At 63.5% G+C, this 14,121-nt stretch carries 17 protein-coding genes; 6 read left to right on the top strand and 11 right to left on the bottom strand.

Going from position 1 to position 14,121, the window contains the following annotated elements:
• The first annotated feature begins 38 nt into the window (after positions 1-38).
• A complete protein-coding gene (gene egtD / locus NLN62_RS33970; RefSeq protein ID WP_254111700.1) occupies positions 39-1,010 on the top strand; it encodes an L-histidine N(alpha)-methyltransferase in 972 nt (323 codons plus the stop codon).
• A gap of 11 nt (positions 1,011-1,021) precedes the next feature.
• Here egtD and NLN62_RS33965 read toward each other — a convergent pair whose 3' ends face one another.
• Genes NLN62_RS33965 through NLN62_RS33945 form a run of 5 tightly spaced genes read right to left on the bottom strand, consistent with a single transcriptional unit; the run spans position 1,022 to position 4,350 of the window.
• A complete protein-coding gene (locus tag NLN62_RS33965; RefSeq protein WP_254111699.1) occupies positions 1,022-1,690 on the bottom strand; it encodes a hypothetical protein in 669 nt (222 codons plus the stop codon).
• 19 nt (positions 1,691-1,709) lie between these two features.
• The gene (locus NLN62_RS33960; RefSeq protein ID WP_254111698.1) at positions 1,710-2,276 is read right to left on the bottom strand and encodes a CbrC family protein; all 567 of its coding nucleotides are present in this window, start codon (positions 2,274-2,276) and stop codon (positions 1,710-1,712) included.
• Between the two features lie 34 nt (positions 2,277-2,310).
• The gene (locus NLN62_RS33955) at positions 2,311-2,832 is read right to left on the bottom strand and encodes a hypothetical protein (protein WP_254111697.1); all 522 of its coding nucleotides are present in this window, start codon (positions 2,830-2,832) and stop codon (positions 2,311-2,313) included.
• A 59-nt stretch (positions 2,833-2,891) separates the two neighbouring features.
• Entirely contained in the window at positions 2,892-4,079 is a 1,188-nt protein-coding gene (locus NLN62_RS33950; RefSeq protein WP_027525380.1) for a low temperature requirement protein A, read from the bottom strand.
• Positions 4,080-4,113: 34 nt separating this feature from the next.
• A complete protein-coding gene (locus NLN62_RS33945) occupies positions 4,114-4,350 on the bottom strand; it encodes a BolA family protein (RefSeq protein ID WP_027525381.1) in 237 nt (78 codons plus the stop codon).
• Between the two features lie 190 nt (positions 4,351-4,540).
• On the opposite strand from NLN62_RS33945, the gene NLN62_RS33940 reads away from it, so the two are divergent.
• Complete coding sequence (locus NLN62_RS33940; protein WP_027525382.1) at positions 4,541-4,900, top strand: DUF427 domain-containing protein; 360 nt, start codon at positions 4,541-4,543, stop codon at positions 4,898-4,900.
• 70 nt (positions 4,901-4,970) lie between these two features.
• Here NLN62_RS33940 and NLN62_RS33935 read toward each other — a convergent pair whose 3' ends face one another.
• Positions 4,971-5,144: a DUF1328 domain-containing protein gene (locus NLN62_RS33935; protein WP_027525383.1), complete on the bottom strand. Its 174-nt coding sequence runs from the start codon at positions 5,142-5,144 to the stop codon at positions 4,971-4,973.
• A 198-nt stretch (positions 5,145-5,342) separates the two neighbouring features.
• Here NLN62_RS33935 and NLN62_RS33930 point away from each other — a divergent pair, with 198 nt between their 5' ends.
• Positions 5,343-6,530: an acyltransferase gene (locus tag NLN62_RS33930; protein WP_254111696.1), complete on the top strand. Its 1,188-nt coding sequence runs from the start codon at positions 5,343-5,345 to the stop codon at positions 6,528-6,530.
• Positions 6,531-6,644: 114 nt separating this feature from the next.
• Here the strand turns inward: NLN62_RS33930 and purL are convergent, their stop codons facing one another.
• The gene (purL, locus tag NLN62_RS33925; protein WP_027525385.1) at positions 6,645-8,858 is read right to left on the bottom strand and encodes a phosphoribosylformylglycinamidine synthase subunit PurL; all 2,214 of its coding nucleotides are present in this window, start codon (positions 8,856-8,858) and stop codon (positions 6,645-6,647) included.
• 183 nt (positions 8,859-9,041) lie between these two features.
• On the opposite strand from purL, the gene NLN62_RS33920 reads away from it, so the two are divergent.
• Entirely contained in the window at positions 9,042-9,521 is a 480-nt protein-coding gene (locus NLN62_RS33920; RefSeq protein WP_027525386.1) for a PaaI family thioesterase, read from the top strand.
• Here the strand turns inward: NLN62_RS33920 and NLN62_RS33915 are convergent.
• Both NLN62_RS33915 and purQ read right to left on the bottom strand, forming a co-directional pair.
• Positions 9,518-10,255 (bottom strand): tetratricopeptide repeat protein, encoded by a 738-nt coding sequence (locus NLN62_RS33915; protein WP_254111695.1) that lies wholly within the window; start codon positions 10,253-10,255, stop codon positions 9,518-9,520. The two genes, NLN62_RS33920 and NLN62_RS33915, sit on opposite strands and share 4 nt — an antisense overlap.
• A gap of 144 nt (positions 10,256-10,399) precedes the next feature.
• Entirely contained in the window at positions 10,400-11,101 is a 702-nt protein-coding gene (gene purQ, locus NLN62_RS33910; protein ID WP_027525388.1) for a phosphoribosylformylglycinamidine synthase subunit PurQ, read from the bottom strand.
• A 167-nt stretch (positions 11,102-11,268) separates the two neighbouring features.
• Here purQ and NLN62_RS33905 point away from each other — a divergent pair, with 167 nt between their 5' ends.
• Entirely contained in the window at positions 11,269-12,285 is a 1,017-nt protein-coding gene (locus tag NLN62_RS33905) for a magnesium and cobalt transport protein CorA (protein ID WP_254111694.1), read from the top strand.
• A gap of 173 nt (positions 12,286-12,458) precedes the next feature.
• Here the strand turns inward: NLN62_RS33905 and purS are convergent, their stop codons facing one another.
• Positions 12,459-12,698 carry a phosphoribosylformylglycinamidine synthase subunit PurS gene (gene purS / locus NLN62_RS33900; RefSeq protein ID WP_027525390.1) on the bottom strand — a complete coding sequence of 80 codons (240 nt, stop codon included), beginning with the start codon at positions 12,696-12,698 and terminating at the stop codon, positions 12,459-12,461.
• Positions 12,699-12,712: 14 nt separating this feature from the next.
• Entirely contained in the window at positions 12,713-13,480 is a 768-nt protein-coding gene (gene purC, locus NLN62_RS33895) for a phosphoribosylaminoimidazolesuccinocarboxamide synthase (protein WP_008974302.1), read from the bottom strand.
• Between the two features lie 315 nt (positions 13,481-13,795).
• On the opposite strand from purC, the gene NLN62_RS33890 reads away from it, so the two are divergent.
• Complete coding sequence (locus NLN62_RS33890; protein WP_027525391.1) at positions 13,796-14,119, top strand: DUF1476 domain-containing protein; 324 nt, start codon at positions 13,796-13,798, stop codon at positions 14,117-14,119.
• Positions 14,120-14,121 lie beyond the last annotated feature (2 nt).

The following is a 14,121-nucleotide window of genomic DNA, read 5'->3' as shown; positions in this document are numbered from 1 at the left end:
GACAACCGCGCGCCGGACAGCGCGTTCAGGAGAGTATCATGAATGTGCACGCCAGCGCTTTGGCCGAAGCCCATCTTCCTGACGAACAGACCACCGCCTTTGCCCGCGACGCCATCGGAGATCTGTCGCAGCAGCCGAAAAAGCTGTCTCCGAAATATTTCTACGACGCGACGGGATCAGAGCTGTTCGAAGCGATCACGCGCCTGCCGGAATATTATCCGACGCGCACCGAGCTCTCGATCCTGCGCGAGCGCGGCAGTGAGATCGCGAAGATCATCCCGGAGCATGCGGCACTGGTCGAGTTCGGCGCCGGCGCGACCACCAAGGTCCGCCTGCTCCTGAAGCATTGCAGGTTCGCCGCCTACGTGCCCGTCGACATCTCCGGCGATTTCCTTCACGGGCAGGCGAACGGCCTGCGGCATGATTTTCCCTCGCTCGGCATCCATCCGGTGGCCGCAGACTTCACCACGCCGTTTGAGCTGCCGCCAGCAGTCGCCTCGCTGCCGAAGGTCGGCTTCTTCCCGGGCTCGACCATCGGTAATTTCGAGCCGCATGAAGCCAAGGCATTCCTGAAGAGCGCGCGGAAGATTCTGGGCCAGGGCGCGTTGATGATTATCGGTGCCGACCTGGAGAAGGACGAGCGGGTGCTCCACGAAGCCTATAACGACGCAGCCGGTGTCACCGCCCGCTTCAATCTCAACGTGCTCGTCCGCATCAATCGCGAGCTCGGCGGCAATTTCGACCTCTCCGCCTTCACCCATCGCGCGATCTACAATCGCGAGCAGCACCGCATCGAGATGCACCTGATCAGCAGGAAGAGCCAGACCGTGCGCATGCTGGGCACGAGCTTCTCATTCCGGCCCGGCGAGAGCATCCATACCGAAAACAGCTACAAATACAGCCTGGAGCGGTTTGCAGCGCTGGCGCGCGGTGCCGGCTGGCGCGTGCGGGAGACGTGGACCGACGCGGCACGAATGTTCTCCGTGCATGCGCTGGTCACGTCGGAGTAGAGCAGACCAGCCTATTGCACCAGAACGGGCTTCGGCCGGCGCATCAAGCCGAGCTTCAGGTGCCATTTGCGCGTGCCGGTCAGGACATCCTTGACCGGCGTCAGCATGGAGTCCCACATCCTGTATCCGGCGCTGTCGAGCTTCCAACCCTCGATCATGCCGTCGAAATTCGGGCCGGCGGCGTTGGAGCCGACGAGCCGGGTGAATCGGCCGTCCGGCCCCGCTTCATAGACCTTGTCGAGATCCAACGTGCTGCAATCCCCGTCCGGCATCCGATCGATATCGGCGGTGTAGAGAAACTGATGAACGGCATCCCCGCCGTCCCGTCTCGGAATTACGAATTCGAGCTCGGCCGCAAGAAAAAGATGGTCGGCACGAAACGGCATGCTGAATGGTGTGAAGCCGATATTGCTGAAATTCCAGCGTCGGTCGATGACGGCCTGCGCCGTAAATCGCGCGGTGCCATCGTCCGCCGAGAGGACACGCGTGCCGGCATTGGGCGCCTGCCAATCCCCGGTGCCGAATACCAGGCGAACCGGCACGCCGGCGAGCGGCTTGTAGTCCCGATCCGTCAGCTTGAGCTCGACCTCCAGCAGGACCGTCTCGTCGGCCAAGCCGGAGGTCGACGAGAACGTCATGATCGCAAGGCAGGTCAAGCAGCTCCAGAAGGCGTGGCTCATGTCGGCTCCGCGTGCCCGGCTAATGACAGTCGATGTAAGCGAGCTTGCTGTCGCAGTGGCGACAGCGGAAGACGTAGGCTGTCGGCCCGCGGTCGCGGTTGAGCGAGGTGAGGAATCGCGTCGCGGCGTCGCCGGACACGCCGCGATCGTGCACGATCTGCATCATCAACGTGCCCTCGAGCTGCGGATGGCGTGCGCGGATCTCGGCATGGCCTGCAGGCTCGATGAAGGCGGCCGCGTCACCGCAACAGGCCATCCACTGCTCCTGCTGCCAGCCGGAGAAGCCCGGGGTGCGCAAGGCGATCTCCTCGACGACCTCGCGGGGAATCTCGTCCGGGAAGAGCGCTTCGTCGACGAAGCTCGCGTCGAATGTCTCATGCGCCGAGCCGTCGGCGATGCACCACGGACAGAGCGCCTCGTCGAGCTCCGCCTCGCAATAGCTTGGTCCCATATAGATGAAGCCACGCCGCTGATCGCAGCAAACGCATTGCGCCTCGGAAGCAACGATGCTGCCGCTTGCAATCGGATCGGGATGATATCGGAAGACGGGAAGGTCCATGTCTGTCGGAGCCTTGACGAGGGACATCACAAATTCGGTTACGAGCGATGCGCTGGCCCGCTCACTGCTTCTTCAGCCATTGCGTCAGCATCTCCCGGATCGACCATTTCGTGGTGTGGAAGTTGTCGATGCGCCAGTGGCCCTCCTCCTGGACGAAATCATAGGTTACGACCGCCGGCGGGCCGGGCCGGTAATAGGGCTTGCGGTAGTTCAGCTTCACCGCGAGCACCGCCGCATTGGCGGTCGCGTTCTGGCGCGTGATCGTGAAACTCTCGAGCTCGAGTCCATTGGTGTCGGTGGTCGGATCGAAATCGATCGGACCTGTGTCGTCATCGGGCGCCTTCCTGGCGTCGCACCTGGCCCAGAGCGCCAGCAGCGACTTCGAGAGGAATTTGGTCCGCTGCTGCGGCTTCAGCCAATCGGGGTACTCGCCTTTGACGGCCTCGCGATAGATGCCCGTCAACATGTCGGTCGGTGTCGCCTCGCCTGCATGCGCGAGGGACGGGGCCGCCGGAAGCAGCGTCGCGGCAATGCAGGCGCAAAACGCCCCAGCAAGGCCGGCACGGCGCGAGACGTCGGGCATAAATGATATCCCCTGGCGAAGAACGGCTCGTGGTTAGACGTCCGATCGGCACCCGCGGTTCAATCAGCCTCTTCGGCCTTCGCGCGCAACGACACCGACTCCCACACCGCCACCACGATCAGGATCGCCGTCGTCGCAATCGAGAGCCAGAGCGGCGACAGCTCGCCGCCGAACCAGCCGAGACCAAGCAGCGCGAGGATGCCGACGCCATGCGAGAGCTGGAGGAAGCCGCGGATGGTGTGCTTGAACAGGATGGTGCCGACCAAAAACACTAGGGGACCGCCGACCGTGCTCAAGACCGTTCTGAGATCGGAATGTCCGGTTGGGTGCTTCAGCACGAGCTCATCCGACACGGCGGTCAGGATGATGCCGGCGATGATCGGCATGTGCAGGTAGGTGTAGGCGAGCCGCGCCAGCCGGCCGGACTCGGCTGATTTCGAGATCAGCTCCGAGCCCGCTTCCGCACCTTTGTGGAAATAGATCCACCACATCGCGATGCTGCCGAGGAGAGCTGCAAGAAAGGCGGAGATATTTTCACCGGTCCAGCTCAGTTCGCCAAAGGTCGCGCCGTTGACGACGATCGCCTCGCCGAGCGCGATGATGATGAAGCCGGCGCAGCGCTCGGCCATGTGGCCGCCCTCGACGCTCCAGGCCTCCATCGAGGAAAATCCCAGCTTCGGGACCCAGAAGCGCGCGGCCGGCGAGATGTATTCGAAGGCGACGGCCGCGAGCCAGAACCACAGCCGCGCCTCTCCCTCCGCTAACCCGCCTGCGATCCACAGCACGGCAGAGACGGAAAGCCAGGCCAGGATGCGGATCGCATTATGCCGCACCAAAATCCGGTGCGGCGGCGTTGCGAACAGCCAGAAGGCTGTCCGCCCGACCTGCATGGAGGCATACGCGATCGCAAACCACAGCCCACGCCCCTCGAATGCCGTCGGGATCGAGATCGACAGCACGAGGCCGCCCAGCATCATCAGGAAGAGCAGGACGCGGACCGGCGTCAGCTCGGGGTTCAGCCAGTTGGTGACCCACGCGGTGTAGACCCAGACCCACCACACCGCGAGGAACAGCAGCGTGACCTGGACCGCGCCGAGCGGCGTGAAACGGCCGAGCAGTGTGTGCGAAATCTGCGTGACGGCGTAGACGAAGACGAGATCGAAGAACAGCTCGACATAAGTCACGCGGCTCGGCTGGTCCGGCACGATGACACGAAACATCGCGCCGCGTGGATTGTCCGCAGCCATCGCCTACCCCGCCGGCAAAAAGATCAATTCGACATCAGCTTCCCGGCACGCCGGTCTGCAGCGCCAGCGCGTGAAGCACGCCGCCCATCTGGCCGCGCAGCGACTGATAGACGATCTGGTGCTGCTGGACGCGGGACTTGCCACGGAAAGATTCCGAGATCACGGTCGCGGCATAATGGTCGCCGTCACCGGCGAGGTCCCGGATCGTCACCTCGGCATCGGGGATCGCTGCCTTGATCATCGCCTCGATATCGTGGGCGTCCATTGGCATTCTGCTCTCGCTCCTGTCTTCGCAATTCAGGCCTTCGAATCACTTGCCGGGGTCCCCGGGACCGGCAGGCCCAAACTTAGCGTGAACGGCCTTCTGGGTCACGCTTCCAGCCACTATATTTCCCCCTCAAGCGGGATAAAGGCACGACAAAGTGCCGCGCGCGGCCAATCGACCAAAAAGGCGTGAACTCATGAAGCTTCCGGGCCCCGACCACCCCATCACCATCACTCACAACCCTAGGCGCGTCCGCGTGACGGCGGGCGACGTCGTGATCGCCGACACCGCGAAGGCGCTGACCCTGAAGGAGGGTCGGTATCCGGCCGTCCAATACGTGCCGCGGGAGGATACCAACATGGCCTTGCTCGAGCGGACCGACCGCGTCACCCATTGTCCCTACAAGGGGGACGCCAGCTATTTCAGCGTCAAGGCCAACGGCAAGACGCTGGACAACGCGATCTGGACCTACGAGACGCCGTTCCCCGCCATGACGGAGATCTCCGGCCATCTCGCCTTCTATCCGGACAAGGTGAAAATCGAGGAAGTCGGGTAGTCTCGTCATTCCGGGGCGATACGAAGCATCGAGCTGGTGCTAACGCACCATTCCGAAATGACGAACTCAGCTACGCCCTGAATATCGTGAGCCCCAACACCAGGAGCACCAGGAAGATCACGACGAAGACGTAGAACAGGAAGCGCGCGACGTCGGCGGACGCGGCCGAAATGCCGGTAAAGCCGAGCACGCCGGCCACGATCGAGATCAGGAGGAAGATCAGAGCCCACTTCAAAATCGTCATCGTCCGCTCCGCGAAACCTCCGCGCCGCCGGGAAGGCGGCGGTTGAAAACGTTGCGAGGTCTAAACCTATAGGAGAACGGCCGGTTCCTCCGTGATTGGTGCGGTGCGCTGGCCGAGACCGCGCTGCCAAACAGGCCTTGCTGAATCAGGTTCCCGGCGGCAACATCCGGTTCTGGGAAAGACGCGACCGGGGCGACCATGACAACGATCTCACCTACGGCGACGGCTGGTGCGGACGTCAGCGCAGCTCCCAAGAGCAAGACGCGAAACCTGTCGCTGGATCGGGCGCGTACGTTCCTGACCCTGGTGGTGCTGTTGCACCACGCCGTCATCCCCTACACCTATTTTGGTCACACCGATCCGACCGAGTGGATCGGGTTCGATTTGATCGTGCTCGCCAATGACTCGTTCTTCATGGCGATGTTCTTCTTCCTGTCGGGGCTGTTCGTATGGCCCGGCCTCGGCCACAAGGCGCCGCTGGCCTTCATCCGCGACCGCCTGCTGCGGCTCGGCCTGCCGTTTGCGATCTGTGCGCTGACGCTGATCCCGCTCGCCTATTACGCGCTGGCATTGCAGGGCGGCTCCGATCTCACCTTCCCGGCGTTCTGGTGGAAGACGGTGACGGTCGGCCCGTGGCCAAGCGGTCCGATCTGGTTCGTCTGGGTGCTGCTCGCCTTCGACGTCACCGCGTGCCTGCTCTACCGGGTCTCGTCGACGCTGGTGTTTCCGATCAACCGGGTCTCGCAATCGGGCTTCAAGGAGCCGTGGCGGTTCTGGCTGCTGCTCTGGATCGTCACCGAGATCGCCTACATCCCGATGCTGATCTATTACGGCGTCAATCACTGGTTCGAGTTTGGGCCGTTCTCGGTGCAGGCGAGCCGCGTCCTGCTCTATGCGTCCTACTTCTTCATCGGCGCCGGTGTCGGCTGCGCCGGCATGGCCACCGGCGTGCTGGGTCCGGACGGCCAGTTACCGAAAAGCCGATGGAGCTGGCTGTTCGTCACCCTGCTCCCCTACGCGGGCATGTGGTGCATGATCTTCGTCAAGCGCGAGATCCTGGGCAATCCGCCTCATCTGCCGTGGTGGTACCATTCGATCTACGGCACGTTCTTCGTGCTGTTCTCGGCATCGATCCTGCTGACGATCCTCGCCTTCTTCCTGCATTCGAAAGCACCGGGACCGACCTTGCTCGACCGCATGCAGGGCGAAGCCTACGGCATGTTCCTGGTGCACTACCCGATCGTGCTTTGGATCCAGTATTATCTGTTCGACGTCAGCGTGCCGGCGATCGTCAAGGCGGCGATCGCGTTCGTGCTCACGGTAATCCTGAGCTGGGCCGCCACGGCAGCGCTGCGGAAAATTCCCGGCGCGACAAGGGTCCTATAGAGCAAACTATCGCTCGTCATTGCGAGGAGCGAAGCGACGAAGCAATCCAGACTATCTCCGCGGAGGGATTCTGGATTGCTTCGCTGCGCTCGCAATGACGGAGAAAGTGGCGACTTACGCCACCTTCGCGCCCATGTATTCCGGCAGCCAGCGCTCGAACGCGGTGCGCAGCGTCTCGATCTTGACCGGCGCCTCGCCGACAATCGCGATTGCGTCGCCGCCGGTGGTGCCGATGCGCACGCAGGGCACCTCACAGCCGCGCATCTTTGCAAGCACGAGGCCGGCCTGCGTCTCGGGCACCGTCACGATGTAGCGCGCCTGGTCCTCGCCGAACCAATAGGCGTGCGGCACGAGCGCTGTCGGCGCAGCTAGCAGGCGCGCGCCGATGCCGCTCGCCATCGCCATCTCGGCCAGCGCCACCAGAAGACCGCCATCAGAGAGGTCATGAGCCGCGGTCGCGGTGCCCGCATGGATCATGCCGCGCACGACGTCGCCATTGCGCTTTTCGGCGGCAAGATCGACCGGCGGCGGCGCGCCCTCCTCGCGACCGCAGATGTCGCGTAAGTAGACCGACTGGCCGAGCCAGCCATGGGTCTCGCCGATCAGGAGGATCGCCTCACCCTCGGCCTTGAAGGCGAGCGAAGCGGACTTGGTGAAATCATCGAGCACGCCGACGCCGCCGATCGAGGGCGTCGGCAGGATCGCGCGGCCATTGGTCTCGTTGTAGAGCGAGACGTTGCCGGACACGACCGGGAAATCCAGCGCGCGGCAGGCTTCCGAAATGCCCTTCAGGCAGCCGACGAACTGGCCCATGATCTCGGGCCGCTCCGGATTGCCGAAATTGAGATTGTCGGTGATCGCGAGCGGCTTGCCGCCGACCGCGGTAATGTTGCGCCAGGCTTCGGCCACCGCCTGCTTACCACCCTCGAATGGATCAGCCTCGCAATAGCGCGGCGTCACATCCACCGTCATCGCGAGCCCCTTCGGCCCGTCCTGTACGCGCACGACGGCAGCATCACCGCCGGGGCGCTGCAACGTGTTGCCGAGGATGACGTGGTCGTACTGCTCCCAGACCCAGCGCTTGCTGCACAGCTCGGGCGTGCCGATCAGCTTTTCGAGCGCAGCACCAATGCCCATCGGCGCCGCGACCTCGCGGGCATGCACGACCGGCAGCGCGACGGAGGGGACATGCGGCCGGTCATAGACCGGCGCCTCGTCGCCGAGCTCCTTGATCGGCAGGTCGGCCATGACGTCGCCGCCATGCTTGACCACGAAGCGCTTGGTGGGCGTGGTGTAGCCGACCACGGCGAAATCCAGCCCCCACTTCTTGAAGATCGCCTCGGCCTCTTTCTCCTTCTCGGGCTTGAGCACCATGAGCATGCGCTCCTGGCTCTCCGAGAGCATCATCTCGTAGGCGCTCATGCCGGTCTCGCGCGTCGGCACCGCGTCGAGATCGAGATCGACGCCGAGGTCGCCCTTGGCGCCCATCTCGACTGCCGAGCATGTGAGCCCCGCCGCGCCCATGTCCTGGATCGCGATGACGCAGCCCTTTTCCATGATCTCGAGACAGGCCTCGAGCAGCAGCTTCTCGGCAAAGGGATCGCCGACCTGCACGGTGGGACGCTTCTCCTCTGACTTGTCGTCGAACTCGGCCGACGCCATCGAGGCGCCGTGAATGCCGTCGCGCCCCGTCTTGGAGCCCAAATAGACGATCGGCATGTTCACGCCGGAGGCGGCCGCATAGAAGATCTTGTCGGCATCGGCGAGGCCGACAGCCATGGCGTTGACGAGGATGTTGCCGTCATAGCGGGTGTGGAAGCGCACCTGCCCGCCGACCGTCGGCACGCCGAAGGAATTGCCGTAGCCGCCGACGCCGGCGACGACGCCGGAGACGAGGTGCCGCGTCTTGGGATGCTCGGGTGCGCCGAAGCTCAGCGCGTTCAGGCAGGCGATGGGGCGCGCGCCCATGGTGAAGACGTCGCGCAAGATGCCGCCGACGCCGGTGGTCGCACCCTGATAGGGCTCGATGTAGCTCGGGTGGTTGTGGCTCTCCATCTTGAAGACGACAGCCTGCCCGTCGCCGATGTCGATCACGCCGGCGTTCTCGCCGGGGCCCTGGATCACCCAGGGCGCCTTCGTCGGCAGGCCGCGCAGATGGATGCGCGAGGACTTGTACGAGCAGTGCTCGTTCCACATCGCCGAGAAGATGCCGAGCTCGGTGAAGGTCGGCTCCCGCCCGATCAGCTTCAGGATGCGCTCATACTCGTCGGGCTTGAGCCCGTGGGCGGCAACGAGTTCGGGGGTGATCTTCGGTTCGTTCTTGAGCATGGATTCGGCGCTTTCGGCGGGGTCTGGCCGTTCTTAGGAACATCCACGGCCTGGGAAAAGCCCTTTAAGGCGCATTTTCCCACTGTCCATAGTTTTGCAGAAGGGGCCCGCGGGAACAGGAATTGCACAGCGCGGACGGATCGGATTTAAGGGCAAAAACCCCTCATTTGAAGGCCCCATTCCTTGCACGAGCCGACCAAAACGACCTCTCCCCACCGCCCCGACCTGCATGTCGCGACCGAGGGGGAATTCAAGGGCTGGCAGACCTGGATTCGCGACAGTTTTGAGAACCATATCGGCCCCTTCTGGCACCGTTTCGAGGAGGACGGCCGCGTCCGCTGCGCCTTTCGGGTCGAGAAAAAGCACCTCAACGGGTCCCAGAACGTCCATGGCGGCTGCTTCATGGCGTTCGCCGATTACTGCCTGTTCGCGATCGGCCGCCATGCGCTGCAGGGGCGGGGCGTGACCGTCAATTTTGGCTGCGAATTCCTCGATGCGGGGCACGAGGGCGAGCTGATCGAATGCACCGGCGAGGTCACCCGGGCCGGCGGCTCCCTGATCTTCCTGCGCGGGGAGATGATGGCCGGCGAGCGCAGGCTGTTCACCTTCTCCGGCACGATCAAGCGGGTGAAGCGGAAGGCGCCACCGCCGACCGGCGCTTAGGTCGAGAGCTGCTTCTCGGCGATCGAGAGCCACTCGGCCTGCGCATTGCGCAGATATTTTAGTGCGCGGCGCATCTGAATCAGGAGCTCGTTGAAGATCACCCGCGCTTCCGCGGTGCGGCCGACCATTTGCAGCAGCATGCCGTAGCGCACCCGCGCCTCGGCACCAGGGAAGTAAGACGACACGGCGTGATATTCCTCGAGCGCCTCGTCAAGGCGTCCGACCTCCGCGAGCGCGCGAGCGTACAGCAGATGCGCTTCGGCCGAATCGAACTCAGGCCACTGCTTCTGCAGATTGTCGAGCGTTGCCAGCGCATCGGCCGGACGATTGCCTGAAAATTCTGCCTGCGCCTTGCCGAGCGCATAAACAGGGTCGTTGCCCATCGGCAGCTTCAGGATGTGATCGTAGTGCCGTTCGGCCTCGCCGAACCGCGCGATCTTCACGCATTCCTCGGCAAGCGCGGCGCGATTGGCGATGGTGTCGGTCGCGGCGAGGCGATCCTGCAATTCGCGATAGCGCTTTTCCGGATCGAGCCGGTTGGCGAAGCGTTGGCGGGCCTGTCGCGCCTGCGGGCTCGAGAACCATTCGGGAATGAGCTCGACGATGATGTAGGCCAGCGAGCCGACCAGCGGCACCATCAGGATGATGAACGCCCAAGGCCGCAACCGCCCGGTGCGCGCCGCGTGCCAGATGAGCGTGATCTCGAACAACAGGACGATCAGGGCAACAGGCATGCGAAATCCGACGTGCGTATCAATGGCGCTGACACCCTTGATAGCATGCCAACGCGATGAGACAATCCAAAGTTGTTCGGAGCGCGCGGGTCTTCGCGCGCATTCGAACAATCCTCCGTCAGTCGCGATGTCGCGTGATGAGGTTCACGCCGCGCGGTCGAGATGCGCGACGAGGCCGGCGAACAGGCCGCGCCCGTCGGTGCAGCCCATGATGTCTTCGACGTGGTTTTCCGGATGCGGCATCATGCCGAGCACGTTGCCCTTGTCGTTGACGATGCCGGCGATGGAATGCGCCGCGCCGTTGATGTTGTGGGCCTCGTCGACGACACCTTCGGCCGAGCAGTAGCGATAGAGCACCCGCCCCTCGCCTTCGAGCCGCTTGATGGTTTCCTCATCCGCCTCGTAATTGCCCTCGCCATGGGCGACCGGCACGCGGATCACCTGGCCGGCATTGTAGCCGCGGGTGAACGGCGTATCGGAGCGTTCGACGCGCAGATGCACGTCGTGACAGATGAACTTGAGCCGCGCATTGCGCATCAGCACGCCCGGCAAGAGGCCGGACTCGCAGAGGATCTGGAAACCGTTGCAGACGCCGAGCACGAGGCCACCCTTGGCCGCATAGTTGCGCACCGCATCCATCACCGGCGCGCGCGCCGCGATGGCGCCACAGCGCAGGTAGTCGCCATAGGAAAAGCCGCCGGGCACCACGACCAGATCAGTTCCTGCCGGAAGCGACGTCTCGGCGTGCCAGACCATCGCCGGCTCGTGTCCCGAGATCAGCTTCAGCGCACGCGCCATGTCGCGCTCGCGATTGATTCCGGGAAAGACGAGGATGGCGGCTTTCATGGCTTTGAGTTCCGAAGCGAGGAATGGAATCGGGCTGGCCAATGGCCAAATCGTGAGGAGACATAACCATTTGACGCGGATTTTACCAGTGCTAGCCTCACTTGGCCGCTTTGTGCACAGGCCATAGCCCGCCCTTTGGCCGAACGATTTTGCCCGGGATTGAAGCCATGAACGTCCCGTCGTCGCCCACCTCCCCAGCCGAACCGGTCTCCACCGAGGGCGTCGTTGCGGCCGGCGCCTATGTCGACGGCCGGCGCGTCGCCAACATCGCGATCAGCGAAGCCTCGAGCTGGCGGGCAAAGCCAGACCACGTCGTCTGGATCGGGCTGCATGAGCCGGGCATGGCGCTGCTCAGCGCGGTACAGAAGCAATTCGACCTGCACGAGCTCGCGATCGAGGATGCCAACCACGCCCATCAGCGGCCGAAGATCGAGCAATATGGCGAGGCCCTGTTCATCGTGGCGCGGACGGCGCAACTCTTCGAGGGCCGGATCGTGTTCGGCGAGACGCACATCTTCGTCGGCGACGGCTATCTCGTGACCGTCCGTCACGGCGCTTCGACCTCCTATACGGCGGTGCGCGAACGTTGCGAGAGCTGCCCACGGGCGCTGGCGCGCGGCGAGGACTACATCCTCTATGCCATCCTCGATTTCATCGTCGACAACTACTCCCCCGTGCTCGAAAGCATTCACGATGAGGTCGAGGGGATCGAGGACGACGTGCTCTCGAAGCCGATCAGCAAGCCGCAGATCGAGCGGCTCTACATGCTGCGCCGCGACCTGCTGCGGCTGCGCAATGCTATCGGCCCTCTGGTGGAAGTCTGCCGCCGGCTGGAGCACGACGAGTTGTCGATGGTCCGCCCGACCATGCAGCCGCTGTTCCGCGACGTCACCGACCACGTCAGGAATATCCAGGAGCGCATCGATTCCATGCGCGAGGTGCTCGCCTTCGCGTTTGAAGCAAGCCTCTTGGTCGGCCAGGCGCAGGAGACGGCGGTTTCCAAGAAGCTCGCCTCGTGGCTCGCGATCCTCGCCATCCCCACCGCGCTTGCCGGCATCTACGGCATGAACTTCAAGAACATGCCGGAGCTGCAATGGGAGTACGGCTATTACGCCCTGCTCAGCGTGATGCTGATTTCATGCAGCGCGCTCTACTGGCGCTTCCGCCGCGCCGGGTGGCTCTAGGCGAAAGCTCTCAGCCCACAAAGTGCGACCCCTCGCGCGCCCTTCGCGCGCGTCTCGAAGGATGAAGGCCGAGGCGTGAGAGCCGGGCCTGCATGGTTCTCGCGGCGATGCGGAGCATCGTCCGCTAGACGGCGCGTGCGCGCCTCCTCACCATGAGGGTCTACAGGGCAGACTCACACAATCTCGACGCGATAATTCTCGATCACGGTGTTCGCCAGAAGCTTGTCGGCAGCCTCCTTCAGCGTGGCTTCGGCCTTGGCCTTGTCCGCGCCGGCGAGCTCGATGTCGAACACCTTGCCCTGACGGACGCTGGCAACGCCGTCGACGCCGAGCGATTTCAGCGCGCCTTCGATGGCCTTGCCCTGCGGATCCAGAATGCCCGTCTTCAGGGTAACGGTGACACGTGCCTTCACGTCGATAATCCCTCTTAGCTCTTCACCAGCACCGGGCCCGAGCCCGCCGGACGCTCGTTCTCCATGAGGATGCCGAGGCGCTTTGCAACTTCGGTATAGGCCTCGAGCAGGCCGCCGAGGTCCCTGCGGAAGCGGTCCTTGTCGAGCTTCTCGTTCGACTTGATGTCCCAGAGCCGGCAGGAGTCCGGCGAAATCTCGTCAGCGACGATGATGCGCATCATCTCGTTCTCGAACAGGCGGCCGCATTCCATCTTGAAGTCGACGAGGCGGATGCCGATGCCGAGGAAGAGGCCGGTCAGGAAGTCGTTGACGCGGATGGCGAGCGCCATGATGTCGTCGATCTCCTGCGGCGTCGCCCAGCCGAAGGCGGTGATGTGCTCTTCCGACACCATCGGGTCGTTGAGCTGGTCGTTCTTGTAGTAGAATTCGATGATCGAGCGCGGCAGCTGCGTGCCCTCCTCGATGCCGAGCCGCTGCGACAGCGAGCCAGCGGCGACGTTCCGCACCACCACCTCGAGCGGCACGATCTCGACCTCACGGATCAACTGCTCGCGCATGTTGAGGCGGCGGATGAAATGGGTCGGCACCCCGATGTCGTTGAGGTGCTGAAACAGGTACTCCGAGATCCGGTTGTTGAGGACACCCTTGCCCTCGATCACCTGGTGCTTCTTCGCATTGAACGCGGTGGCGTCGTCCTTGAAGTGCTGGATCAGGGTGCCGGGCTCGGGACCTTCGTAAAGAACCTTTGCCTTGCCTTCATAAATGCGACGCCGACGGCTCATGGGGATGTACCGTGTTTTGTTAAAATCCATGAATTTGGTGTGCTCCGGTTGACAAGTATTAGGACCCACAGCGGAGCTGCCGTGAACGGCCCGGAACCCATAGAAACAGAACAGGAACCAAACCTTTAGGCAACCTATCCGATTGGCTGTCCCAGCACAATCGATCCGGCTCTTCCGGCACCAACTTATACCGTCTTGCCTGCGGCTTAACGGCTCATTGGTCTGCCGATTCGTGCCCCTTATGTAGGCATCGGCCGGGGTCACCGCAACGCGGCGTCACGGCCGGATTCAGCCAGGGAATTGGAACGGAAAAGCATGACCACTTTCGACAAGCGCGAGGAAGGATTCGAGAAGAAATTCGCCCTCGACGAGGAGCAGAAATTCAAGGCCGAGGCCCGCCGCAACCGGATGCTCGGCCTGTGGGCCGCCGAGAAGCTCGGCATCACGGGCGATGCCGCCACGGCTTATGCCAAGGAGGTGGTCGCAGCCGATTTCGAGGAAGCCGGCGACGGTGACGTCCTACGCAAGGTTTTGGGCGACTTGACCTCCAAGGGCGTCGCGACCACCGAGCAAGCGATTCGCGCCAAAATGACCGAGCTGCTGGCCGCGGCGGCAACCGAGGTCAAGGCCGGGAAATAAGC

It is taken from the genome of Bradyrhizobium sp. CCGUVB23, from assembly GCF_024199885.1.
In the GTDB taxonomy this organism is placed as follows: domain Bacteria; phylum Pseudomonadota; class Alphaproteobacteria; order Rhizobiales; family Xanthobacteraceae; genus Bradyrhizobium.
The sequence above is the reverse complement of the archived record's forward strand: the minus strand, read 5'-3'. Positions and strand labels throughout refer to the sequence as shown.